Genomic DNA, 23775 nt, shown 5'->3' with positions numbered 1-23775 from the left:
ATCTCCGGCTTGTCCGGTGTGCAGGTTTCGATCTTAATCCAAGGGCGTCTCATAGGGCTCGTATTTCAGCGGGAGAGCAGGTTGCCGTCAAGGAAACCTTATTAACGTTACATTGTCGCTCTGTGAATAACCTCACATACAAGCTCGCCGACTGAATGGACTTCTTGCCTATCGGTCTGAATCCAAGATCATGTCACGCGATCTTCCACGCCTCGCGCATCGGCTTGAGCAGCATCTGGTTGGCCGCGTCGTCGCTTTCAAAACGCTCGGCTTTGGGGTCAAACTTGAGCGGGCGGCCCAGGGCGGCCGAGATGGCGCCGATGTGGCAGGTGGTGGCGGCACGCTGGGCGATCTCCGCCGTGGCGGCTGTGCGGCCCCGGGAATAGACTGCGTCGATGAAGTTGCGGTGGTGATTCTTCGACTCGAAGAGCTTCACGTCACTGTCCTTGAGCTTGGCGCGCAGGATGGCGTCGTCGCTGGCTTTGAGGACTTCGGACTCGGTGTAGATCCAGCCTTCGCTGCCGATGAATTTGGTGCCCCACTTGGTTTTGTCGTCTGTGCTGGTCATCACCACACGCAGGCCGCTGGCATAATGATACTCGATGCGGAAGCTCTCGGCAGCATCATAGATCCCGCTGGTACGGCGTTTCACCTCGGTGGCGCTGACTTCGGTGGGGGTGGTTTCGTCCATGCCCGCGCCCCACTGGGCCACGTCCAGGAAATGAGCGCCCCAGTCGGTGATGTAGCCGGGGGCGTATTCCTCGATCCAGCGGAAGTTGAAATGGCAGCGCGCTGCCGTGTAGGGCCTTTCCGCCGCCGGGCCAAGCCACATGGCGTAGTCCAGATGGGCGGGCACGGGCTCGGGGGCCTCCAGGCCGGTGAAGCCGCCACGGATGGCAAACTTCCCCGGCACTCCGATCTCGATCTCCTTCAGCGTGCCGATGTAGCCATTGCGCACGCGCTCGCAGGCCATGCGCACCTTCAGGCCGGAGCGCCGCCAGGTGCCGCACTGCAGCACGCGTTTGTTTTCTTCCACCGCCCGGCAGATGGCACGGCCCTCCACGATGCTGGCACCGAGGGGCTTTTCCGAATACAGATCCTTGCCAGTCTTTGCTGCGGCGATGGCTACATTGGAGTGCCAGTGGTCGGGAGTGGCGTTCATGATGGCGTCCACATCACTGCGGGCCAGCACCTCGCGGAAGTCTTTGAAGATGGCGCTCTCGGGCAGTCCGGCCAGCTTGGCGGCAGCGGCGGCGTGCTGGGAGTCCACATCGCAGATGGCCACGACCTGCACACGCTCGTCCGCCATCAACGCCCGCAGATTGCTCGTGCCCTGCCCACCCACGCCGATGCAGGCCAGGCGTACTTTCTCATTGGGAGAAACCGCGCCAGCACGGCCCAGTGTGGCGGCGGAGACGATGAAAGGAACAGCAGTTTGTAGAAACTGACGGCGGGAAGTGGAAGCAGACGCAGACATGGGAAAGAAACGCAGCTCGTTTCCGATATTCATCACCCACCCGATTTCTTCACCCGCTCATGGATTCCTCGCCCCTGCCCCGCCGTCGTGACTTTCTGCAAACCACCGGCCTGGGCCTCATGGGCTGGCCGCTGATGCAGGGACTCTTTGGCAGCACAGGCAGTGCAATGGCGCAAACAGCAGCCTCTGCACCCGCACTCCCGCCGCTGAACCGCTTTCCGCGCATGATGCAGGACTGGCTGGTGGCGGAGGTGCGTGCCGCCGAGCAGCGTGGCAATGCACGACGCGAGGCATTGAAGACCAAGGCGGACGCCGAAGCCTATGTGAAGTCTGTACAGGAGCGCATCCGCCAGTGCTTTGGCCCCATGCCGGAAAAGACACCCCTGAATGCCAAGGTGACGAAGACGATGGAACGCGATGGCTACCGCATCGAGAACATCACCTTTGAAAGCCGCCCGGGTTATCTCGTCACAGGAAACCTCTATCTGCCCACTAGTGGCAAAGCCAAGGCGCCAGGTGTGATCGGTGTATGCGGTCACTCGCTGAATGGCAAGGCGGCGGAGGCCTACCAGAGCTTTGCGCAGGGACTCGCGCGCCAGGGGCAGGTCTGCTTTCTCATTGACCCCGTGGGCCAGGGAGAGAGATTTCAGTACTTGAACGAAAAGCTGGGCTCACGCCTAGGTGGCGGCACCTCGGAGCACAACCAGATGGGCGTGCCACAGGCGCTGGTCGGAGAGTTTCTCGGAACTTGGTTTGCCTGGGATGGCATCCGTGCACTTGATTACCTGATCACACGCCCGGAGGTGGACACCACTCATCTCGGCATCACTGGAAACTCCGGCGGCGGCACGCAGACCACCTGGCTCTGCGGGCTGGAGCCGCGCTTCACCATGGGCGCGCCCTCCTGCTTTATCTCCACCTTTCGACGCGATGCGGAGAACGAGCTGCCGCAGGACATGGAGCAGTGCCCGCCGCGTGTGCTGGCGCAGGATCTGGATCACTGCGACTTCCTTGCTGCGATGGCGCCGAAACCGGTGATCATCCTCGCGCAGGAAAAGGACTTCTTTGACAATCGCGGCTCCACCGAAAGCTACGAGCGTCTCAAGAAGCTCTACACGCTGCTCGGTAAACCGGAGAACATTCAACTGCACATCGGACCCGATCCGCACGGTTACTCGCAGTCCAACCGCGAGGCGATGTACCAATTCTTTGGCAAGGCCACCGGCATCCCTGCCGCAGCTGCTGAGCCGGCGCTCACCATCGAGAAAGACGAAGTGCTGCTCTGCACACCGAAAGGACAGGTGGCGGAGGCGGGCTCGCGCACGCTTATGACCTTCACGCGGGAAAAGGCGGACGATCTGGCCGCAAAGCGCAAGGCACTCTCTGGCGAAGCATTGCAAAAAGCTGCGCGCAAGGTGCTGAAGATGCCCACGATGACAGATAGTGCGCCAGACTACCGCATCCTGCGCAGCGTGGGCGCGCGCAAGTATCCCACCAAGGGCTACTGCACCTATGCCGTGGAGACGGAGCCGCTGATTCATGCGCTGGTCACACGCCTGAGCGACGAGGCGCTGACCTCGCGCCTGCCACGCGGACAGAGCAAGGCCGTGCTATACATCTCTCATCGCTCCGCCGATGCCGAACTGCGCAGCGATCCCTTTGTCAAAGAGCTCATTGCCGCCGCGCCTGACGCAGCCTTCTTTGCCTGCGATGTGCGCGGCATGGGAGACTCCCAGCCCGACACCTGCGGTGCGAATCAGTTTCTTGGCCGCTACGGCAGCCACTACTTTTACGCCGCCTTCAGCCAGATGCTCGACCGCCCGCTGCCGGGGCAGCGCACCTATGACGTGCTGCGTGTCATCCAGCTGCTCGCTGCAGCAGGACACACGGAGATCCATCTGGCTGCTCAGGGCTGGGGCACACTGCCCGCCGCCTTTGCCGCGCTGCTCAGCCCGGATATTAAACAGGTCACGCTCAAGCATGCACTCAGCTCCTTCCACGAACTGGCCGCGCACGAAGACCAGCAGTGGCCCGCCGCCATCATGGTCCCACAGGTGCTGCAGCACTTTGACCTGCCCGACTGCTACGCGGCGCTCAAAGCACAAAAGCTACAGCTCATCGAACCCTGGGGCGCTGCGGATGGCATGAAGCAAGAGTAGGCCAGCTCGTTTTGTTTCGCGCTTTTGTGTGCAGAGGGATTTTTTGTCCTCTTAAAACCGTCCGTGTCTTCATGACGGACAGTCAGTTAACCGTGGTCGGGCTGGCGAGATTCGAACTCACGACCTCTTGCACCCCATGCAAGCGTTCTACCAGGCTGAACTACAGCCCGACCTAGGTTTGACTTCCCGCCAGCGGCGCCGCATTTGGGGTGGCTCCGGTTGGTGGGACGTGCATTGTGGAGAGTCCTGAAAGCTTTGCAACTGCGATGTTGCATTCTTGTGAGAATCTCTGCGCGGCTGGCTTGCGAATTGCCTTGAGACTCAAGTTCTAGTAAAAGCCATGGAAGGATTTTCGACTCCTTCTTTTTCCTCACCCCAAGCGCATGGTCACCATCACACTCCAGGAACTCACCAAACGCTTCAGCGGCAGCGTGGTTCTCAGCAGTGTGGATCTGCAGGTGCCTGCCGGGGAGCTGTTCTTTCTGCTGGGCCCCAGCGGCTGCGGCAAGACCACGCTGTTGCGCCACGTCGCGGGCTTTTACCGGCCGGACGAGGGGCGCATCTGGTTTGATGACGAGGATGTAACCCGCCTGCCTGCGCACCGTCGCGGCACGGGCATGGTGTTTCAGAGCTACGCGCTGTGGCCGCACCTGAACGTGGCGCAGAACGTGGCCTTTGGCCTGGAGGAGCGGAAGCGCCCGCGCCGGGAGATCGAGCACCGCGTGGCAGAGGCGCTGGATCAGGTGAAGCTGCAAGGCCTGGGCACGCGGAAGATCCAGCAGCTCTCCGGCGGACAGCAGCAGCGCGTGGCGCTGGCGCGTGCGCTCGTCATCCGCCCCAAGTGCCTGCTGCTGGACGAGCCCCTGTCCAATCTGGATGCCAAGCTGCGTCTGGAGATGCGCACCGAGATCCGCCACATCGTCAAAGAGCACGGGCTGACGGCCATTTATGTGACGCATGACCGCGACGAGGCGCTGAGCATGGCTGACCGCATGGCCATCATGGATGCGGGCAAGCTGGTGCAGGTGGGTGTACCACAGGACATCTACCGGCACCCGGCCACACGCATGGTGGCGGAGTTTATCGGCGAGACGAATTTCGTCGAAGGCCGTGCCATGCGACAGAGCAGCTGGGCGGGCTTTTACGATGTGGAGACTCCATTTGGAACACTGCGCGGCCGCACCAATGACGGCACCTGGCAGCCAGCCGCGGGTCAGCCTGTGGTGCTGAGCATCCGGCCGGAGTCGCTGACCTTTGGCACCGTGGTGGATTCATCCAATCGCATCCCCGGACACGTCGTGGACACCACCTATCTGGGTGCCACGGTGCAGTATCTCATCCAGGTGCACGGCGGTCCGCTCATGAAAGTGTGCGAGACCAACCCCCAGGAAATCCGCCTTCCCTCCGAGGACGAGGTGCGTGTGATGGTGGCGATGAACGATGTGGTGATCCTGCGCAAATGAAGGCTCTGCTCCAGCACCCGCGCACGCAGGCCCTGCTATCATGGCTGGGGCACTGGCGCAAGGAGACTGCGGTGTGCCTGCTCATGCTGGCCACGCTGGCGGGTCCATTCCTGCTCAAGCCAACGCAGAGCACCGCACCGGCACACTATGACCGGCGGCTGATCATTGTATCGCCGCACCATGACCGCATCCGCGAGGAATTCGGGCACGCCTTTGTCGCACACTGGAAACAGAAGACTGGAAAGACGCTCTTCATCGACTGGCGTGTGCCCGGCGGCACCTCGGAGATCGCGCTGCTGATCAAGTCGGAGGCGCTGGCGGCATTTCAGCAGCACTGGGAAAAGAAGCTGCATCAGATGTGGAGCCCTGCCGTGGCCGTGGCATGCCTGAATCCGAAAGCCGCTGCCGATGATCCCGCACGGCAGGCCTACCTGAACTCGAATGTGGGCACAGGCATCGATCTCTTCTTTGGCGGCGGCGCCTTTGACTTTGAGCAGCAGGCGCGCGCAGGTACGCTCGTGGCAGGTGATGGCATCAAGACAGGTCTCAGCGCGCTGGCCAAAAAGCACCCCGAGTGGTTCAGCGATGCGGGCATCCCCGAAAAGCTCAGCGGCGAGCCCTTCCGCGATCCCCAGGGCCGCTGGTGCGGCACCTGCCTCTCCAGCAGCGGCATTGTTTTCAACCGCGATGTGCTGCGCCGCATCGGCATCCAGGCCGATCCCACCGCCTGGGCAGACCTGGCTGATCCACGCTACTACGGACAGATAGCCCTGAGCGATCCGGGCAAGAGCGGCTCCGTGACGAAGGCGCTGGAGATGCTGATCCAGCAGCAGATTGAACTGGCGCTGGAGCGGCTGAAGTCAGTGCCAAAGTCCAAGCTGACACCGCAGCAGATGGAGGAGCAGGCTGTGGCCGAGGGCTGGAATGAAGGGCTGCGCCTGATCCTGCGCATCAGCGCGAATGCGCGTTACTTCACCGATTTTTCCACCAAGATCCCGCTGGAGGTTGCCAAGGGCGATGCTGCCGCGGGCATGTGCATCGACTTCTACGGACGCTCTGCCGAGGAGGATGTGCGGCGTGCGGACGGCACCTCGCGTGTGGGCTTCATCGCACCGCTGGGCGGCACGTCCATCAGCGTCGATCCCATCGGCCTGCTGCGCGGTGCGCCCAGTCCGGAACTGGCCACGGCCTTCATGGAGTTTGTGCTGGGAGACGCCGGGCAGAAGCTGTGGAGCTACCGCGTGGGAGAGCCCGGAGGCCCGCGCCGCCACGCCTTGCGCCGACTGCCCGTGCGGCATGATCTCTACACGCCGGAAAACACCGCCCGCATGAGCGACGGGGCGGAGCAGCCCTTTGAAAAGGCCCGCGCCTTCACCTACCACCCCGAGCGCACCGCAGCTCTTTTCAGCGCCATCCGCTTCATCGTCCGCGTCATCTGCGTGGACTCCCATGAAGAACTGCACACCGCATGGCGGCAGATCATCGACAAGGGCATGCCCGAGCGTGCCGTGCGCGTGCTGGAGGATCTCACCCGAGTGAAGCACGAGGCCGCCACCGGCAACATCTCCCGCATTCTCTCCGCTCGCGACAAAGTACAGGAAACCCGCCTAGCCCGCGAACTGGGAGACGCCTTTCGCAATCAATACATCAAGGCCGCCCGCATTGCCGAGCGGGGGATGTAAATCACTCACTCAAGACGCATGTCCAAACTCCTCTCACTGCTGATCTTTCTGGGGATGACTGCGTTCTTCGCCTGTTTCTTTGCCTACCCCATCTGGGCGGCGCTAGAGGCGGCGTTTCGGGGGCCGGATCATCGGCTCACGCTGGAGTATGTGTCGGAGGTGTTTCTCAATGAACTCTACCGCGAGGGGCTGTGGAATTCCTTCATCATCGCGGTGTGGACGACGCTGGGCGCGCTCTGCGTGGCGCTGCCGCTGGCGGTGTGCTACGTGCGCTTCACCTTTCCCGGTCGTGCGCTGCTGAACTCCCTTTTGCTTATGCCGATGATCCTGCCGCCTTTTGTGGGGGCCATCGGCATCAAATCACTGCTCGGGCAGGCCGGTGCGCTGAACAGCCTGCTCATCAGCCTGGGAATGATGGACGCCATGCACCCCACAGACTGGCTGGGGCAGCAGCGCATGCTGGGCATCATCCTCATGGAGGTGCTGCATCTGTATCCGATCATTTACCTGAATGCGGCGGCGGCTCTCTCAAACCTAGATCCGGCCCTGGAAGAAGCGGCGGCAAACATGGGCTGTGATGCCTGGAGCCGCTTCTGGCGCGTGACGCTGCCTCTCATCATGCCCGGTGTGTTTGCGGGCGGGACGATCGTGTTTGTGTGGTCCTTTACCGAGATGGGCGTACCGCTGCTTTTTGACTACGACCGCGTCACTGCGGTGCAGGTCTTCCGCAGCATCAATGACCTGAGTGGAAACCCATTCCCTTATGCGCTGGTGGCGGTGATGCTGGTCTTCAGCACGCTGTTCTATCTGGTCAGCCGGCTGCTCTTTGGCAGTGCGAATGCCGGCGGTGGCGGACGTGCCACCACAGCACGGGAGGCCGCCCCCCTGCCCGCTGGTCTGGGCTGGGTGTGCACGGCGCTCTTTGCCAGCGTCACCTTCCTGGCCGTGCTGCCGCATATGGGAGTGGTGCTGCTGTCCTTTTCCAAAGACTGGTACGGCACGGTGCTGCCGCACTCGCTCACGTTGCAGCATTATCATGATGCGCTGGGTCATGAGCTCACGCTCTCATCCATCGCCAACAGCCTGAAGTACTCTGCGCTGGCCATGCTGGTGGCGCTGGTGCTGGGCATCGGCGTGGCCTATGTGTCGGTGCGCACGCGCATCTGGGGGCGCCAGCTGCTGGACGCCATGGCCATGCTGCCGCTGGCAGTCCCTGGTATCGTGATGGCCTTTGGCTATCTGGCGATGACGCGCGAGGGGCGGCCCTTCCACTGGCTCATGCTGGGGGAGGATCCGCTGATGCTGCTGGTCATCGCCTACGCGGTGCGCAGACTGCCGTATGTGGTGCGCTCTGCCGCCGCCGGATTCCAGCAGGTGAGCCCCGCGCTGGAGGAGGCCGCGCAAAATCTCGGCGCACGTCCGGAGAAGGCGCTGTGGCGCGTGACGCTGCCGCTCGTGGCTCCGAACCTCGTGGCTGGCGGTCTCCTGGCATTCTCCTTTGCCATGCTGGAGGTGAGCGACAGCATGATCCTAGCGCAGCAGTCCACGTACTTCCCCATCACCAAGGCCATCTACTCGCTGGTGCTGGCACTTGGCAGCGGTCCCAATCTGGCCTCCGCCCTCGGCGTATGGGCCATGCTCTTCCTGGCCGTGACCATTCTCGGTGCCGGGGTGATTTTGGGGAAGAAACTCGGCACGCTGTTCCGTGGGTAAACAACATGCACTCATGAAGCCCAGGCGCCCCGTCAAAATCAAAACCTTCGAGCAGGCCTATGAGTTCGTCCTGCAGGTGAAGACCTGCCTCATCTTTGGCTCCAAGACCTCCGACCTGCCCTGCCTGTGGGATGCTGTGGATCTGCCTGGCAGGCAGCCCGGACAGAAGGGCTGGGGCCAGAAGGTGGAGGCCGTGTGGGCTTGGAAAAACGAGCTGCCTGCGCAGTTCCCCGACGAGATCTTTTACGGCAAGCTGCCCGGCGGACTGGCCATGCTGATGTGCGTGGACTACCTGCGGCGCGTGCACTATCCGGCTCAGCATCGGCCAGTTTCCACCTGCAGCCCGCTGGCGCGGCGTGCGTTAGAGCTGATCCGCAGCGAGCCTCATACCACGGCAGAGCTGCGCAAGGCGCTCTCGCCTTCCGGCGCGATCACCAAAAGCAAGGTGGACGGTGCTCTGGTGGAGCTGCAAGTGACGCTGAACATCACCCGATCCAATGCGCCGAAGCTGAAGCGCGACACCTGGCTGCCGTTTACCGAGCAGTATCCCGATATAGGAGGCGAGGCATGAACCGCACGGACCGTCTCGTCTCCATGGTGATGCTGCTGCAGTCGCGCCGGGTCATCACCGCTGCGCAGCTGGCGGAGCATTTTGAGATCACGGAGCGAACGGTGTACCGAGATCTCGCGGCGCTGGGAGAAGGCGGCGTGCCCATCGTGGGAGAGCCGGGCGTGGGCTACAGCCTGATGAGTGGCTACTGCCTGCCACCGGTGATGTTCTCGCCGGAGGAGGCCTTTGCCTTTGTGACCGGAGGGCTGCTGGTGGAGCGCATGACGGATGCCTCCATGCGCGATGCGATCCGCTCCGCCATGGGCAAGGTGACAGCCGTGCTGCCTGCCGGACTGCAGGGGCGCGTGGACCGCCTGCGCAAGACGATGGTGATCGGCACCCGCCCGCCGACCAAGGGCAGCGTGCCGCTGAGCACCGTGCAGCGCGCCATGGCGGAGGGGCGTGTGCTGCGGCTGGACTACCTCGGTGCTGCACGCGGTGAGCCCACCGAGCGTCTGGTGGAACCTCGCGGGCTGGTCTTCTACATGGATCACTGGCACCTCATCGCGTGGTGCCGGCTGCGCGAGGACATGCGGGACTTCCGCGTGGACCGCATCGTCCGCTGCGAAACTCTGCCAGAGCCGATCCCGCCGTGCCCGGGCTTCAATCTGGACGAACACCTGGCCAAATGCGTGGTGCCTGACCGCAGCGACTTTGCGATCATCGAAGTTCCTGATTACCTTCTCGAAAGCGTGCGCCGTTTCTGGGGGCCCACGATCGTGGAGGAAGTGCCGGTCGTGGGAAGGCGTGCGCGCGTACGCTTCGCCTACCGCTCCGAAGGGCTCCCCTACGTCTCCCGCTGGCTGCTGAGCCTTGGGACCGATGCTGAGATCATCTCGCCACAGGTGCTGTGTGAAAAGGTGGCCGAGATGGCGCAGGCCACCGCAGAACATCATCGGCAGAAAAAACGTCTCGGATGAAAACACCCCTGACATAGGGTTGTCAGGAGGTGGTGCGAATGTTGGCAGGTGATCGCCACTGACTGCGATCCATCTTAACAAAACACAAGCCAAGACCCACCCCATGAGCCAGCCCAACGAACCCACCGTCTCCTTTTCCCTCACCTGCAAAAGCGCCGCTGATGCGCTCGACTTCTACGCCCGCGCCTTTGGCGCGGTGGAGCTCTTCCGCCTCTCCCCGGCCCCAGGCGTGGTGCCGCATGCTGAGTTCATGATCGGAAACACTCACATCTATATCTCGGACGAAGCCCCCTCGGCGAACGCCCACGCCATCCCTGCGGGTGGCATGGCGCCCTGCGGGTTTACGATTCAGGTTGAAGACTGTGACAAGGCGTTTGAACGCGCGCTGGCAGCAGGCGGCTCTCCGCTAAGCCCGTCGCGCAATCAGTTCTGGGGCAGCCGCACTGCGATGATCCGCGATCCCTTCGGCTACCGCTGGAGCTTCAGCCAGCACCTTGAAGACGTGCCGCCGGACGAGCTGCTCAAGCGCGCGCAGGCCTTCATGAGTGAAGGTTCAAAATAGGGCCTTTGTCTCAGCCAGGTGGCGGGGCCGCCTGGCTGAAGATTCACCCAAGAGCTATGAGGATTCATGGTGCACCGCCTCAAACACAGCTCCGCCAAGAAGGCGTTCGCCGTCATATAAAGCGCAGATCTGCCCAGGCGTAAGCGCACGCTGAGGCTCCGCGTATTCCAGCTCCGCACGGCCATCTCCCAGCGGGCGGAAGGTGGCATTGCCAGCCGGGCAGCGATAGCGTGGCTGGGCCTGCAGCAGACGTTCTTCCGTCAAAGGCACGCCGGTGCTTGAGATGGTGTGCAACGTGGCTTTCCGCGCCCAGAGGAGCGGAGTGTCCGCATTTTCGATGGCGACAACGAGCTCGTTGGTCTGCGGTCGTTTGGCCACGACGACGTAGGCCTGCTTGTGGATGGGGCTGGCGACGCCGTGCCCCTTGCGCTGGCCGAGGGTGTAGAGATGCAGGCCACGGTGCTCCCCCATGACTTTTCCTTCCAGATTCACAATAGGACCGGGCTTGTCCGGCACAAAGGTGCGTAGAAAGTCCTCCATCTTTACCTGGCCGATGAAACAGATGCCCTGGCTGTCTTTCTTTTCCGCCGTGGAAAGGCCAAACTCACGTGCCAGATCCCGCAGCTCAGGCTTGAGCAGATGGCCGATGGGAAACTGCGCGATGCGCACCTGCTCCGGCTGCATCATGGCCAGGAAGTAGGTCTGATCTTTGTTGGGGTCCACCCCACGCAGGATGGTGCCTGCATCCAGCTTTCTAGCATAGTGCCCTGTAGCAATGGCCGCAAAGCCGTGCTCCCGCGCCCACTCCCAGAGCACGCCAAATTTCATCTCACGGTTGCACATCACATCAGGATTTGGCGTGATGCCAGCCTGGTAGCCTTCGAGGAGGTACTTCACGACCTTTTCGCGGTACTCGGTCATGAGATTGACCACACGGAAAGGTATGCCGAGCTGCTTGGCCACCGCTTCGGCATCGGTGATGTCCTCCTCCCAAGGGCAGTGGCCGATGATGTTCTCCTCGTTGATCCAGTTCTTCATGTACACACCGGACACGTCATGCCCCGCGCGGACGAGCACGGCGGCGGCCACGCTGCTGTCCACGCCTCCGGACATGGCTGCGAGAATCTTCATTGTATGAGAATCGGCGGCTGTGAGCTTCCGTCAATCAAGAGGCGCATTGAGTGATATACCGAAGCCTTTGCCATACAGCAGATAACGTCTCATCATGCGTGCATGAGATCTGTTTTAATTGTGGTTCTTTTTGAGTGGGGCTTGCTGCTTTCCAGCTGCGCAGGCATTCGGGGCGGCTCCTCTTCACTGCCTGTGCTGATGGTGCAGCGGCTGGACTGGATGGATGAGGTGGCTGAGGCCAAGCGTGCCAAGGGGCTGCCCATCACAGACCCGAAACGCGAAGCCGAGCTGCTGAACGCCATGATGCAGCGCGGCACGGCTGCCGGACTACCGGCTCAAAAGGTGCGGCTATTCTTCAGCGGGCAGATACAGGCGGCCAAGGTGCGACAGGAGGAATGGCTGTGGCAGCACCCCGCTGCTAGTGGTGGCAAGGCCCCCGACCTCGCCACCACCATCCGTCCAGCGCTGGATCAGATCGGACGGAAGATGATCGAGCGGCTGGCACAGGAAACACAGGAGATCTGCTCCAGCGATGCCCTGCTGATCGAAAAAGAGACCCGTGAGCGCCTGGCCAAGGCAGGTTACACGGAGACTGTTGCCCAGCCTGCGCTGCAGGGGCTGATTGCAGCATTGCGCCGAACGGCTCATGAACCAATTCCTACCAAGCCCCAAGCGACACCTACCACCAGCAGAAGATAACCTTCATGAACGCCTCTCCTTCATCCCTTGCACTGAGTCTTCTCCTGCCGCTGGCAGCCCTGTTTTCCACAACTACCTGCCCCGCCCAGCAGCCTGCCATGCCGCATTGGAGTCTTGGAGCGCCGGTGCTGGACCTCTCACAGCCCTCCCAGGGCGCACCGATCAAGCTGCTTGACCCCTGTGCGGTGCGTCATGATGGCAGGTGGCATGTATTTGCTGGGTCCATGTATTTCGCGCTTGATGAGTTCAAACCTGGCGGTCCGTCTCCACAGCCGGTCAAGCTCCCCGTGGAGGGCGCGTTCGTGCCGCAGGTGTTTTTCTACAGCCCGAAAAAGCAGTGGCACTTCATCGGCCAGATCGCAGACACGAGTGGGCGCTATCCCAAAAGCGTGCCTGTGCTCAGCACCAATGAGAACCTCAGCACCCCCCAGGGATGGAGCAAGCCGGTCATTCTGGATGTCCCACCACCTGAGACTGGAGACAAGCCGGTCAAATCATGGATGGATTTTTACGTGATCTGCGACGACACCAAGGCACACCTCTTTGCCACCGGTGGGGGACGTATGTGGCGCTCTGAAACGGCGCTGGAAAAGTACCCAAACGGCTGGTCAAAACCCGTCGTGGCGCTGGAGGGTGATTTCCTCTACGCCAGCCACACCTATCGCCTGGACATGCCGGGCAAACCTCCACGCTACTGGATGAACCTCACCGGGGCAAAGAAGGAAGCAGATGGCAGGCGGCTCCAATATCAGCAGAGCTATGTAGCCGAAAAGCTCGAAGGCCCCTGGCATGCAGAGCTGGCCACCGCAGAGTCTCCCTTGGCCGGATGGAACAACATCCGCATGCAGGATGGAGACTGGACGGGGGATATCGTGCACGGGGAGCCTCTGCGCACGAGCATTGATGAGCATATGCTTCTTGATCCAGCTTTTGCTGGTTTCATTTTCCATGGAGGACATGGGAGCAGCAAGACACCCTGCATCGGTGTACTGGAACGCATCAAGCCCTGATGAGCGGGCATGCTGGAAACTAGGGCTTCCTGCCACGGTAGACAGGCTCAACTTGATCTTTGCGCTCCCCGCATTCAGATGAAGGCATGGCAAAGATCCAAAAAACTCCCACTGGCGAATTCCACTCCGGCTACGGCTGCGTCATCATGGCAGCGGTTGTCGGGGTCTTTGTCTTTATAGTCTGGTGGGGCTACTACACGCTGACGACGATGGACGCCGCCATAGCAGCAGTCAGCCAGCCAGCCCCGGTGCAGCTCCCTGCTGTGCAGGCCGTTCCAGGACTGGAGCAGAAGCTTACTGCTTTTGCTGCTGATGTCACTGCGGGCAAGCCCGCCACGCTCAAGTTCAGCGTGGTGGATCTCAATGCCCTGCTAACTCTCGCGCCAGATGGAGGCAATGGCAGCTACAAGGACATGCTGCGGGTAAAATCGCTCGATGCCGCCAAGCAGACCATCACCACCGACGCCAGCCTGCCGATGAACACGGCCAAATTCTGGGAGGACAAGAAGCGCTACCTCGTGGGCGAGGTGGATTTCTCCCTCGAAATGACTGCCCTGGGTCCCGATGTCAAGGTCAGCGCCGTGCGTGTGCCAGGCAAGACGATCCCGGAAGAAATGGTCAAGGGCATGGCCATGTACGGCTACCTGGGCCCTTACCAGAACCACGCCACCATCGGCCCCGTGCTGAAGGCTCTCAAAAGCTACAAGGTGTATGCCGATGGCGTGGTGGTGAGCACCGTGGAGAGCAAGTAAAGCGGTCCGAAACAGCCTGTTACAGCGGCGTTGTTTACGCGACCTTGACCGCGCAGCGGCGCTCTTGACTCTCCCGCCATGACCGAACTCCCGCAGCACCCGAATCCCTGGAAAACAGTCTCCACCCGTGAAACCTATGCCAACCCCTGGCTGCGCGTGCGTGAGGATCAGGTGATCAAGCCCTCTGGCGGCCCGGGAATCTATGGTGTGGTGGAGTATAAAAACATCGCAGTGGGAGTGGTCCCCATCGATGACGAGGGCTGCACTTGGCTGGTAGGACAGTGGCGCTACTGCCATGGGCGCTACGAGTGGGAAATTCCCGAGGGTGGCTGCCCAGCAGGTGAGGCCCCGGCTGACACCGCCCGACGCGAACTACTTGAGGAGACCGGCATCACGGCCGCCACCATAGAGCCCCTGCTCTCCGGCATTCAGCTTTCCAACTCCACCACCAATGAGGTGTGTGACATCTTTGTGGCCACCGGCCTGACCCACGGCAAGGCCCAGCCAGAGGACACCGAGCAGCTGGAACTGCTGCGCCTGCCGCTGAGCGAAGCCATCCAGATGGCACGAGACGGCCGCATCCGCGATAGCGTGAGCGTGCTGGCCCTGCTGGCGGTGGCCGGACGTAAAGGATGAGGTAAAAATCCCCATTCAGACTCATGTAAAAGCCTTGTCTCCGCCCGCACGCGGTGACAGAATTGCATTCATACACGTTATGACCTCGGAGCAACTCCTCGAACTGAAGAAGATGGTGGAAGAAGCAGGCGACCTGCCTGCGACGGCGAAGGAAAAGCTGCTGGAGCTGCTGGCCCAGCAGCAGGCGGCGCAGGGACAGTGGATCTCCTCAGTAGAAGAGCTGGAGGCCGCCCACCCGGAGGCCACAGGCTTCATGAACCGGCTGGCCACCACCCTGGCCAACATGGGCATTTGAACCGTCAGGGAGGCCTATCATTTCCGCTTTCTTTAAAAAGACTGCAATCCGCCTTTGACAGAACTTAGGAGGCGTGTAGTTTCGCGCCCCTTTTTCCCCGGGGAAACTGTCGCCATGCCAAACACACAAGTCATTCTCAAAGAAAAAATCAAAGGCCTCGGAGCCGAAGCTGACGTCGTCAGCGTGAAGCGCGGTTTTGCGCGTAATTTCCTGCTTCCCCAGGGCAAGGCCTACGAGGCCACCAAGGGAAATCTCCGCCACACCGAGCGCCTCAAGGCCATCCGCGCTGAGCGTGAAGCCAAGGAACTGGCCGAAGCTGAAAAGCTGGCCTCCAAGCTCAAGAAGGTGAAGCTCAAGCTCACCCTCTCCACCGGTCAGGGTGGCAAGGCTTTCGGCTCCATCACCAACATCGACATCGCCAAGGCCTTGGCTGAGGAGTCCAAGATCGAGGTGGACCGCCACATGATCGTGCTGGAAAAGCCGATCAAAAACACCGGCAACTTCGAAATCACCGTGAAGCTCGGCCACGACATCACAGCCACTGTGAAGCTTGCAGTGTCCGCCGCTGGAGACAGCGCTCCCGCCGAAGAAGAAGCCGCCGCTGAATAAGCGCTGCTGTTTTTCTCACAAACCCCAAAACCTAGGCAAGGCCGCGTGATAAACGCGGCTTTGTTATTTTCTAGCGTTTGCATGCCTGCTTTATGCTTTTCCTAACGCCATGAGGCTCTGGCCGCAAAAACACTCGAAAGAGACACTTCCGTACAGGGTATTGGTATTGACAATTCTGCCTCCGGTTTGGAGCATGCAACGAACCTTTTACCATGAAGAAATACAACGTCGGAATCATCGGATACGGCTGGGCCGCCACCGCCCACATCGAAGCCATCAACAAGACCAATCAGGCGCAGGTCACCGCGATCTACTCCTCCCGCAAGCTGGACGACGCCGAACTCAGTGCCAAGCACGGCTCCCCCATCAAGAGCTACCAGAACCTTGACGAGATGCTGGCCAGTCCTGACATCCACGTGGTGGACATCACCAGCTATCCCAGCCAGCACCGTGACCAGGCTGTGGCCGCCGCTAACGCCAAGAAGCACATCATTCTGGAAAAGCCGATGGCCAATTCCCTGCAGGAAGTGCGCGAGATCGTGGCTGCTGCCAAAGCGAATGGAGTGAAGGGCTGCGTATGCTTTGAGTGCCGTTTCTCCAATCAGTTCCAGGTGACCAAGGCCGTCATCGACGAGGGCCTTCTCGGGAGCCTGCACTACGGCGAAGTGGACTACTACCACGGCATCGGCCCGTGGTACGGCCAGTTCCGCTGGAACACCGGCAAAAAGGACGGCGGCAGTGCACTGCTCACCGCCGGCTGCCATGCGCTGGACGCCCTGCTCATGGTCATGGGCGGCGAGATCGAAAGCGTGACCAGCTTCTCCACCAAGACTCAGAGCGAGATCTTCAAGCCCTACGAATACGACACCACCAGCGTGACGCTCATCCACTTCAAAAATGGTGCCGTGGGCAAGGCCGCCGCTGTTGTGGACTGCCTGCAGCCCTACTACTTCCACACCCACCTGTGCGGCAGCCAGGGCAGCCTGCTGGACGACAAATTCCACTCCATGAAGCTGCACACTGACAAGCACTCTTGGAGCAAGCTCTCCATGAAGATGCTGGATTCAGGCGACGTGAGCGATCATCCCTATCAGTCTCAGTTCCAGGCCTTCTTTGACGCCTTGGACGCTGGGAAGGACATGCCGCTGACGAGCTTTACTGAAGCTCAACGCACCTTTGAAGTCATCTTTGCTTCTGACAAGAGCGCAGCCCAAGGAGGCAAGCCGGTGCGCATCTCCGATCTGGACTAAGCACCATCCTGCGGCGCAGCGCCCCCACCTAAACGACCGCGTGGTATCTTTGGATGCCACGCGGTTTTGTTTTTTTGAGCACTTTCCCTTTCACAGCGTCTCTTGCTTTCTCAAAGCAATGAAGAATGATTCTCCCATGAACACGCACAACCTGCTGTCCGTCGGCAAAGCCGGATTCCTTTTGGTCACGGCACTCCTAACCCTCACGAGCTGCGACCCATACTACGGTGGCTACGGCTATGGAGGAGGATATGGATACGGAAACTATGGCTACGGCGGCTATGGCTATCCCGTGGGCCTGCGCCCCTATGTGCCGGTGTATGGCAGCAGCTACAACTACTCCTACTACCCGCGCTACTCCGCCTACTACCACCGCCCCACGCAGCAGTACCACTACTTGAGCGGCAACCGCTGGATGTCAGGCCCAACGCTGCCGGGCTACTCACCGCGCACGATCCAGGCCTCCCACTCGGTGCCGTTTTATTTCAACAACCATCCCTCGAGCTACCACAGCCAGGTGAGCCATGCATTCCCGCACAACTGGTCTCCTCCCAGCGGAGGTTCCACTGGTGGCGGCTTTCCTCACAGTGGCGGCGGCAGCCACGGTTCTGGCTGGAGCGGCAGCGGTGGTGGCGGGTGGAATGGCAGCGGTGGTGGCTACCACGGCAGTCACAGGCACTAACCAGTCAGCAGCCTGAGTTCATTCACCGGGGAAGGCAGATGCTGCCCTCCCCTTTTTTACGCCTGTTTCTGCATTCAGCGGAAGAGCTTCTTCACCTTCGCGGGACCGTTCACCAGCACGCGGCGCTTGGAGAAATCCAGTATCATGAGCGCATCCGGCCGCACACCTTTGATGTGCTGCTGGCCGGACTGCACGGTGGGGTCTCCCTCCAGCACCACCTCCGTGGAGTTGCTGCGGAAATGAATGTGCTGGGATATACCGAAAAAAGTGCCGTCCTTGGTGATGACCGTGACCTTGCTGCGCTCTGACGCACGCGCCAGCACCGGCCAGGGCTGCCTGTCTCTTTTCACATACACCAGCTTTTCCCCCTGCAGCAGCACGAAAGGAAATTCATTAACTGCCAGCTGACGCCTCGTATCATCGATGGAGCCCAGATTGCCCTCCGTGTGAGTGCCTGCGGCGATGGCCAGCAGCGAGGTAAACATGCCCATCACATCCCCCGCCCTGCCGGTGATGCCTGAACTGGCCCGCCTAGCCTTTGGCGAGCCCTTTGGCAGTTCCTCATCCCGAATGAAAAGGCTGCGGGAGACAAGCTTGTTTTCCTGCACCTCCAGCATGGGGCCCGGCAGCGCCGCCCACTGCTTCAGGTCCGGAAAAGGCAGATAGTCCAGCGGCTCAGAGGTCAGAGGATCCGTCATGCCACTGAAGGCCCTGTGAGCCAGAGAGCCCATGTGCATCTGGCAGGAAGTGAGTGTGAGCAGGCAGAGTGTAAAGACCGGCAGCAGCCACCGGGGGGAATTCCAAATCATGGCCATGATAGGCTGTCGTTACCACATCCATGCGCAAGCATTGATTTCATGCATTGCCACTCATGAAAGATTGCTGAGTCATCGTCAATGAGATGCAAATTCCGGAGATTCTTTACCCCTTGTTAGGCTGTCGGCTGAACACCAAACTTTGGCGCATGAGTAGGTTACATTCATGACGTCTTTTTGCAGTTCCTCGAATGAATCCGAGTGTGCTACAAAAGCGTATAGGACGCGAGCCTATCTAACATTTTGACACACTCAATCCCACCACCCCACCCCCTGTCATCCACGACACTGCTGCAGCTCTCTGCCATTTTGGGCATTGAGCTGGATGTGGAACGTGCACGTCTCGCCACTGAACATGCCCTCCGGAAGCAGGACCTGCCGGGAGAGCCGCTGGAACTGCTGTGTATCGCGGCGGCAGATGCAGGCATGCAGGTTTCCCCCGTGCGACTGCCGCTGCGAGAAGTTGTTTGGCACGCAAGGGAGGATTCTCCCGTGGTGATATGGAGCGCTGGAGAGAGCTGCTGGCGTGTGATCACCAGCGCAGGCTGGTTCCGCCTGCGCATGGCAGCAGACGAGCATCCAGACCACCGCATGACACTCTCCCGCCAGGCGCTGGCGCGGCTGCTAGGACTCAATAACGTGGATGCGGTGGTGGAGGCAGGAATCGTGCATGCCAGCCGCCCAGCACAGGCGATGAGCGCATTGCAGGATCCTGCGCCAACAGGCGACCATGGCTCTGCGGAAGCCCATGGTCATGGCGGAGAAAGCCCTTCTCGAAGATTCATCGGCCTGCTGCTGGCCGAGCGGCAGGAAGTGCGCACGCTGCTGTTATTCTCTATTTTCTCGGCTTTGCTATATCTGGCCGTACCGCTGGCGGTGGACGCAATCGTGAGCAATCTGGCCTTCGGCGGGCAGTCGCGCCCGTATATTCAGGCGTTGGTGGTGGTGTCTCTGGCGTTGTTTGGCTGCCTGGGGCTGCAGGCCGTGGTGACAGCCTTTCAATACTATGTCTCTGACGTGATCCAGCGGCGCATCTTTGTGCGCACGGCGGCAGATCTGGCCTACCGCCTGCCACGAGTGAAAGCCCAGGTGCATGATGAGGTGCATGCGCCGGAGATGGTCAACCGCTTTCTGGATGTGGTAACGGCGCAGAAGTCCACGGCCATGCTGCTGCTGGACGGGGTGAACCTCGTCTTCGGCGGGCTCATCGGCATGCTGCTGCTCTCGTTGTATCATCCGCTGCTGCTGCTCTTTGCGGCGGTGCTTCTTGGGCTGATCATTCTTAGCTTGTGGCTGCTCGGACGGGGAGCTGTGGCCACGAGCATCGAGGAGTCGCGGATGAAGTATGATCTGGTGAACTGGTTTGAGGAGGTGGCTCATTTCCCCTTTCTCTTCAAAGGGCCGGGAGGCAGCCGTATGGCGCACGAACGCGCCAATGAGCTGAGCACAGGCTATGTGATGGCGCGCAGCCGGCACTTCCGTGTGCTGATGCGCCAGATCGCGGGGTTGCTGACGCTTCAGGTGGTCGCCTCGGCAGCGCTGCTGGTAGTGGGCGGGTATCTGGTGATCAGCCAGCAGATCACGCTGGGCCAACTTGTGGCCAGCGAGATCATCATGAGCGGCATCGTGACTTCCCTCTCCAAGCTGGGGAAGCAGCTGGAGGCCTGGTATGATGCCATGGCGGCCATGGACAAGCTGGGCCACATCTTTGACCTGGAGACGGAGCGCGAGGGCGGGGAGAAGCCCGCAGGTCGCAACTCTGCCGATGGAAGCAGCGGCGGCGCGGAAGTGGTGGCGGGGGGCATGTCTTTTGCACATCATGCAGGTGCCGTGCTCTTTCGAGGGCGCAGCTTCAGCATCCCCGCCAGCACGCGAGCCGCTGTGGTTGGGCCGCATGGAGCTGGAGCCAGCTCTCTGCTGGACATCCTCTTCGGCCTGCGCCAGCCAAGCGCCGGCTATGTGATGGTGGACGGCGTGGACCTGCGCAGCTGGGATCTGGAGGCTCTGCGTGAGAGCACTCAACTGCTGCGCCGGGATGAGATCATGGACGCCACGGTGGTGGAAAACCTGCGCCTTGGCCGCTGTGACATCGGCATGGATGAAATCCGCGCTGCGTTGAAACAGGCCGGTCTGCTGGAGGAACTGCTGGCGCGTCCGGAGGGGCTGGGCCTACGGCTGAAGATCGGCGGTGCACCACTCTCCGGAAACCAGCGCATGCGTCTGCTGCTGGCGCGCGCCATAGCACAACGACCGCGACTGCTGCTGATTGATGAGCTGCTGGACAACATGGACGACGCCTCCTTTGCACAGCTCTCCGAGGCCATCCTGGGCAAGGAGCAGCCGTGGACTGTGGTGGTGGCCACACGCGATGCACGGGTCAGTGCGCGGTGCGATCAGATCATCGAACTGGCCCCCTGCCATCTGAATGGTGGCACCATATCTCAGCCCCATGCCGCCTGATGCCATGATGAGCCAGACGAAGACGACGCAGATGACTGATGCCATGAATTCCCCTTCCCCATCTTCCGCCCCCTTTTTCACTCCATCAGCCCCTCGGCTGCCGGCACTCAGCCTGGCCAGTCCGGCGCGCTTTATCCGCATCTTCAGCCGCGTGCTGGTGGTATGCTTCATCCTAGGGGTGCTGGCCCTGCTCTTTCTGCCGTGGCGGCAGTTTGTTGCGGGGACGGGGCGGGTCATTGCCTTCAATCCGCTGGACCGTCGCGTGAATGTGGAGGCGCAGGTGTCCGGCCGTGTGCGCAATTTGCACATCACCGAAGGCCAGCGGGTCAAAAAGGGGGAGCTGATCATCGAGATCCAAGACAACGACCCCAACCTCATCAACAACCTGAAAGCACAGCGCGAGGCCATCGAAAGCCGACGTGACTTTGCCCAAGGGCGTGTGGAGTCGCTGACAGCGCAGATCACGCAGCAGGAACTGGCCAAGGCACAGGCCATCGATGGCGCAGAGCAGCGCGTGGCCGGGGCCAAAATTGCGGCGGAGACAGCGCAGCTGAACTTCACACGTACACAGGAGCTTTTTAACAAGCAGCTGGAGTCCCAGCGCAGCCTGGAGCTGGCCAAGCTGCAAAGGGATGCTACGAGCGCAGACCTGAAGTCCGCCGAGGCGGCGCTGAAGCGCACTGGTAATGACATGGATGCGCTGATCGCCAGCATCCATGCTTCCAAGGGCAGCGCGCTGGCAGAGGTGGCCACGGCAGAGCGCGACCTCTCGGTGATCGATGTACAGATCAATCAAAACCTGCGACAGGTGGTGGAGGTTCCGCGAGATGGCATCGTGCTGCAGGTGGCGGTGACGGATGGCACCTACCTGCGCCCGGGCTCGCTCATCTGCGTGATCATACCTGAAAGCGACAGCCGCAATGTGGAGGTATGGGTGGACGGCAATGACATGCCATTGGTCCACGCGCGCACAGAGGAGAATGGCGTGGTGACACCCGGCAGCCAGGTGCGCCTGGCCTTTGAAGGCTGGCCAGCGGTGCAGACGATTGGCTGGCCCCAACTGGCCATCGGCACCTTTGCAGGAGAGGTGGTGTTTGTGGACGCCAGCGACGATGGACAGGGGCGCTTCCGCGTGCTGATCGGTCCGGCGGATGATGTGGTGGATCGCGGCGACGGCAAAGGCCCCGTGAAGGTGGGCTGGCCGGACCGCGAGCGCTGGCTGCGACAGGGCACACGAGCAAATGCGTGGATCCTGCTCAACGAAGTGCCGCTCTGGTTTGAGCTCTGGCGGCAGATCAACGGCTTCCCGCCGGTGTACTCGAATGCGGACGGCAAGCTGGATCCCACCAAGAAATGATTTTCTCCATGACATTGAAGATGATGCTGAAAACACGCATGATGATGAATCCGCACACTGGACGTCGCGTGAGCCGCTGCCGTGCTGCCGTGGTGGCACTGGTGCTGCCCTTATCCGGCCTGGAGGCTGCACCGGAGGAGAAAGCACGCCCTCTTCTGCTGACAGAGGTGCTCCAAAGCGTCGAGACTCAATACCCGCCCTACCTCGCGGCGCTGATCGAGCAGGACATCGCCAACGGACGCGTGCGCCAGGCGCTGGGCTCCTTTGACTTGAATCTGAATGCAGGCAGCTCCTTTTCGCCAGCGGGCTACTACGACGGGCAGACAGGCTACGCCATGTTGGAGCAGCCGCTGACCAACTGGGGCGGCAGTGTGTACGGCGGCTACCGCCTGAGCAGCGGCTTCCTGCCCAACTACAACAAGGACCGCACCGGCGTGGACGGCGAAGGCCTGTTGGGCTTTCGTATCCCGCTGCTGCGGGATGGCACCATCGACCGCCGCCGCGCCTCTCTATGGCAGGCGCAAATCGACCAGGAGCTGGCAGATCCCTTCATTCAGCGGCAGTACCTGGACTTTGTTCGGGCAGCTACCATATCCTACTATGGCTGGCTGGCCTCAGGTAAGAGGCTCGCACTTTCAGAGGCGCTGCTCCGCGTGGCGAGAGACCGCGACTCAGCCATCGCCGAGCAAGTGAAGAACGGTGCCTCGGCCCCCATCGTGCAGGTGGACAATCAGCGACTGGTGGTCAGCCGCGAGATCGCAGTGGTGCAGGCCACGAGGCGGTTTCAGGCCGCCACCATCGAGCTTTCGCTTTTTTACCGGGATGCCCGCACGGCTGAGCCCATTCTGGCGAAGCGCTCCCGCGTGCCCTCAGCCTTTCCTGAGCATGACCGCCCAGGGGAGTCACAGCTCACGGCAGACATCGCGAGGGCGCTGATCTTCCGCCCGGAGATGCGGCGCATCGAGCTAACGCTGGAAAAGACGGGGATCGACCTCCGCCTGGCCAAGAACAACCTGCTGCCCAGCTTGGAGGTGGGCGTTCAGGCCGCACAAGGAGTCACTGGCAAAACGCCGCGCGACATCGAGCGAACCGAGGTGGAGGCCAAGATCGAATTCAAAGTGCCGCTGCAACGCCGCGAGGCCAAGGGTCGCGTGGACGTGGCGCAGGCGCAGATCGAGCGCCTGAACCAGGAGTTGCGCTTTGCTCGTGAGCGGATCGCCGCAGATGTGCGCGATGCCCATAGCGCATTGCACACCGCACACGAGGTGCTGCAGCAGACACGGCGGAACGTGGAACTGGCCCAGCAGCTTGCCAACGCTGAGGCCGAGCGCATGAAGCAGGGTGCCACCGACCTGCTGGCGTTGCAGATCCGTGAGCAGGCCAGCTTTGACGCCAAGGTGCTAGAGGTGGAAGCCCAAGCCGAATATTTCCGTGCCCTGGCCAATTACCGCGCTGCCATAGCGGCAAGGAACTGAGCGGCAGCGCTAGTCCTG

Annotated in this window: 21 protein-coding genes and 1 tRNA gene; 18 read left to right on the top strand and 4 right to left on the bottom strand. The window is 61.3% G+C overall.

What is annotated here, in order from left to right; translation table 11 throughout:
• Positions 1–193: 193 nt before the first annotated feature.
• Positions 194–1477 carry a Gfo/Idh/MocA family protein gene (locus tag HNQ65_RS01505; RefSeq protein WP_184337665.1) on the bottom strand — a complete coding sequence of 428 codons (1284 nt, stop codon included), beginning with the start codon at positions 1475–1477 and terminating at the stop codon, positions 194–196.
• A 59-nt stretch (positions 1478–1536) separates the two neighbouring features.
• Here HNQ65_RS01505 and HNQ65_RS01500 point away from each other — a divergent pair, with 59 nt between their 5' ends.
• Entirely contained in the window at positions 1537–3636 is a 2100-nt protein-coding gene (locus HNQ65_RS01500) for an alpha/beta hydrolase family protein (RefSeq protein WP_246437481.1), read from the top strand.
• Positions 3637–3729: 93 nt separating this feature from the next.
• On the opposite strand, the gene HNQ65_RS01495 is transcribed toward HNQ65_RS01500, so the two are convergent.
• A tRNA-Pro gene (locus HNQ65_RS01495) sits at positions 3730–3806 on the bottom strand.
• Between the two features lie 213 nt (positions 3807–4019).
• Between HNQ65_RS01495 and HNQ65_RS01490 the strand changes: the two genes are divergently transcribed.
• The 6 genes from HNQ65_RS01490 to HNQ65_RS01465 all read left to right on the top strand — a co-directional run bounded on the left by HNQ65_RS01490 (position 4020) and on the right by HNQ65_RS01465 (position 10586).
• Positions 4020–5099 carry an ABC transporter ATP-binding protein gene (locus tag HNQ65_RS01490; protein WP_184337663.1) on the top strand — a complete coding sequence of 360 codons (1080 nt, stop codon included), beginning with the start codon at positions 4020–4022 and terminating at the stop codon, positions 5097–5099.
• On the top strand, positions 5096–6781 hold the full coding sequence (locus HNQ65_RS01485; protein ID WP_184337662.1) for an ABC transporter substrate-binding protein: 1686 nt from the start codon (positions 5096–5098) through the stop codon (positions 6779–6781). Before HNQ65_RS01490 ends, HNQ65_RS01485 begins: the two co-directional genes overlap by 4 nt.
• Positions 6782–6799: 18 nt before the next feature.
• A complete protein-coding gene (locus HNQ65_RS01480; RefSeq protein ID WP_184337660.1) occupies positions 6800–8494 on the top strand; it encodes an ABC transporter permease in 1695 nt (564 codons plus the stop codon).
• 13 nt (positions 8495–8507) lie between these two features.
• Positions 8508–9065: an AlkZ-related protein gene (locus HNQ65_RS01475; protein ID WP_184337658.1), complete on the top strand. Its 558-nt coding sequence runs from the start codon at positions 8508–8510 to the stop codon at positions 9063–9065.
• The gene (locus tag HNQ65_RS01470; RefSeq protein ID WP_184337656.1) at positions 9062–10024 is read left to right on the top strand and encodes a helix-turn-helix transcriptional regulator; all 963 of its coding nucleotides are present in this window, start codon (positions 9062–9064) and stop codon (positions 10022–10024) included. Before HNQ65_RS01475 ends, HNQ65_RS01470 begins: the two co-directional genes overlap by 4 nt.
• Before the next feature lie 103 nt (positions 10025–10127).
• Positions 10128–10586: a VOC family protein gene (locus tag HNQ65_RS01465; RefSeq protein ID WP_184337655.1), complete on the top strand. Its 459-nt coding sequence runs from the start codon at positions 10128–10130 to the stop codon at positions 10584–10586.
• A gap of 54 nt (positions 10587–10640) precedes the next feature.
• Here HNQ65_RS01465 and mnmA read toward each other — a convergent pair whose 3' ends face one another.
• Positions 10641–11717, bottom strand: a complete 1077-nt coding sequence (gene mnmA / locus HNQ65_RS01460; protein ID WP_184337653.1) for a tRNA 2-thiouridine(34) synthase MnmA — start codon at positions 11715–11717, stop codon at positions 10641–10643.
• Positions 11718–11819: 102 nt separating this feature from the next.
• Between mnmA and aroQ the strand changes: the two genes are divergently transcribed.
• From aroQ to HNQ65_RS01420, 8 genes are all read left to right on the top strand, one after another.
• Entirely contained in the window at positions 11820–12416 is a 597-nt protein-coding gene (gene aroQ / locus HNQ65_RS01455) for a gamma subclass chorismate mutase AroQ (RefSeq protein ID WP_184337651.1), read from the top strand.
• A 5-nt stretch (positions 12417–12421) separates the two neighbouring features.
• A complete protein-coding gene (locus HNQ65_RS01450) occupies positions 12422–13426 on the top strand; it encodes a non-reducing end alpha-L-arabinofuranosidase family hydrolase (protein WP_184337649.1) in 1005 nt (334 codons plus the stop codon).
• A gap of 86 nt (positions 13427–13512) precedes the next feature.
• Positions 13513–14178 (top strand): hypothetical protein, encoded by a 666-nt coding sequence (locus HNQ65_RS01445; protein WP_184337647.1) that lies wholly within the window; start codon positions 13513–13515, stop codon positions 14176–14178.
• A 78-nt stretch (positions 14179–14256) separates the two neighbouring features.
• Positions 14257–14814: an NUDIX domain-containing protein gene (locus HNQ65_RS01440; RefSeq protein ID WP_184337645.1), complete on the top strand. Its 558-nt coding sequence runs from the start codon at positions 14257–14259 to the stop codon at positions 14812–14814.
• Positions 14815–14893: 79 nt separating this feature from the next.
• Positions 14894–15109, top strand: a complete 216-nt coding sequence (locus HNQ65_RS01435) for a DUF4404 family protein (RefSeq protein ID WP_184337643.1) — start codon at positions 14894–14896, stop codon at positions 15107–15109.
• Between the two features lie 114 nt (positions 15110–15223).
• Complete coding sequence (gene rplI / locus HNQ65_RS01430) at positions 15224–15718, top strand: 50S ribosomal protein L9 (RefSeq protein ID WP_184337641.1); 495 nt, start codon at positions 15224–15226, stop codon at positions 15716–15718.
• A gap of 212 nt (positions 15719–15930) precedes the next feature.
• Complete coding sequence (locus HNQ65_RS01425) at positions 15931–16968, top strand: Gfo/Idh/MocA family protein (RefSeq protein ID WP_184337639.1); 1038 nt, start codon at positions 15931–15933, stop codon at positions 16966–16968.
• Between the two features lie 136 nt (positions 16969–17104).
• Positions 17105–17650: a hypothetical protein gene (locus HNQ65_RS01420; protein ID WP_184337638.1), complete on the top strand. Its 546-nt coding sequence runs from the start codon at positions 17105–17107 to the stop codon at positions 17648–17650.
• A 74-nt stretch (positions 17651–17724) separates the two neighbouring features.
• On the opposite strand, the gene HNQ65_RS01415 is transcribed toward HNQ65_RS01420, so the two are convergent.
• Complete coding sequence (locus HNQ65_RS01415; RefSeq protein ID WP_184337636.1) at positions 17725–18459, bottom strand: hypothetical protein; 735 nt, start codon at positions 18457–18459, stop codon at positions 17725–17727.
• A 249-nt stretch (positions 18460–18708) separates the two neighbouring features.
• Here HNQ65_RS01415 and HNQ65_RS01410 point away from each other — a divergent pair, with 249 nt between their 5' ends.
• The 3 genes from HNQ65_RS01410 to HNQ65_RS01400 are packed head-to-tail and all read left to right on the top strand — an operon-like array spanning position 18709 to position 23757.
• Positions 18709–20925: a peptidase domain-containing ABC transporter gene (locus HNQ65_RS01410; protein ID WP_184337634.1), complete on the top strand. Its 2217-nt coding sequence runs from the start codon at positions 18709–18711 to the stop codon at positions 20923–20925.
• Positions 20915–22282 (top strand): HlyD family secretion protein, encoded by a 1368-nt coding sequence (locus tag HNQ65_RS01405; RefSeq protein WP_184337632.1) that lies wholly within the window; start codon positions 20915–20917, stop codon positions 22280–22282. Before HNQ65_RS01410 ends, HNQ65_RS01405 begins: the two co-directional genes overlap by 11 nt.
• Positions 22283–22290: 8 nt before the next feature.
• Positions 22291–23757 (top strand): TolC family protein, encoded by a 1467-nt coding sequence (locus HNQ65_RS01400; protein ID WP_184337630.1) that lies wholly within the window; start codon positions 22291–22293, stop codon positions 23755–23757.
• The last annotated feature ends 18 nt before the right edge of the window (positions 23758–23775 follow it).

Source organism: Prosthecobacter vanneervenii (genome assembly GCF_014203095.1).
In the GTDB taxonomy this organism is placed as follows: Bacteria; Verrucomicrobiota; Verrucomicrobiia; order Verrucomicrobiales; family Verrucomicrobiaceae; genus Prosthecobacter; species Prosthecobacter vanneervenii.
The sequence above is the reverse complement of the archived record's forward strand: the minus strand, read 5'-3'. Positions and strand labels throughout refer to the sequence as shown.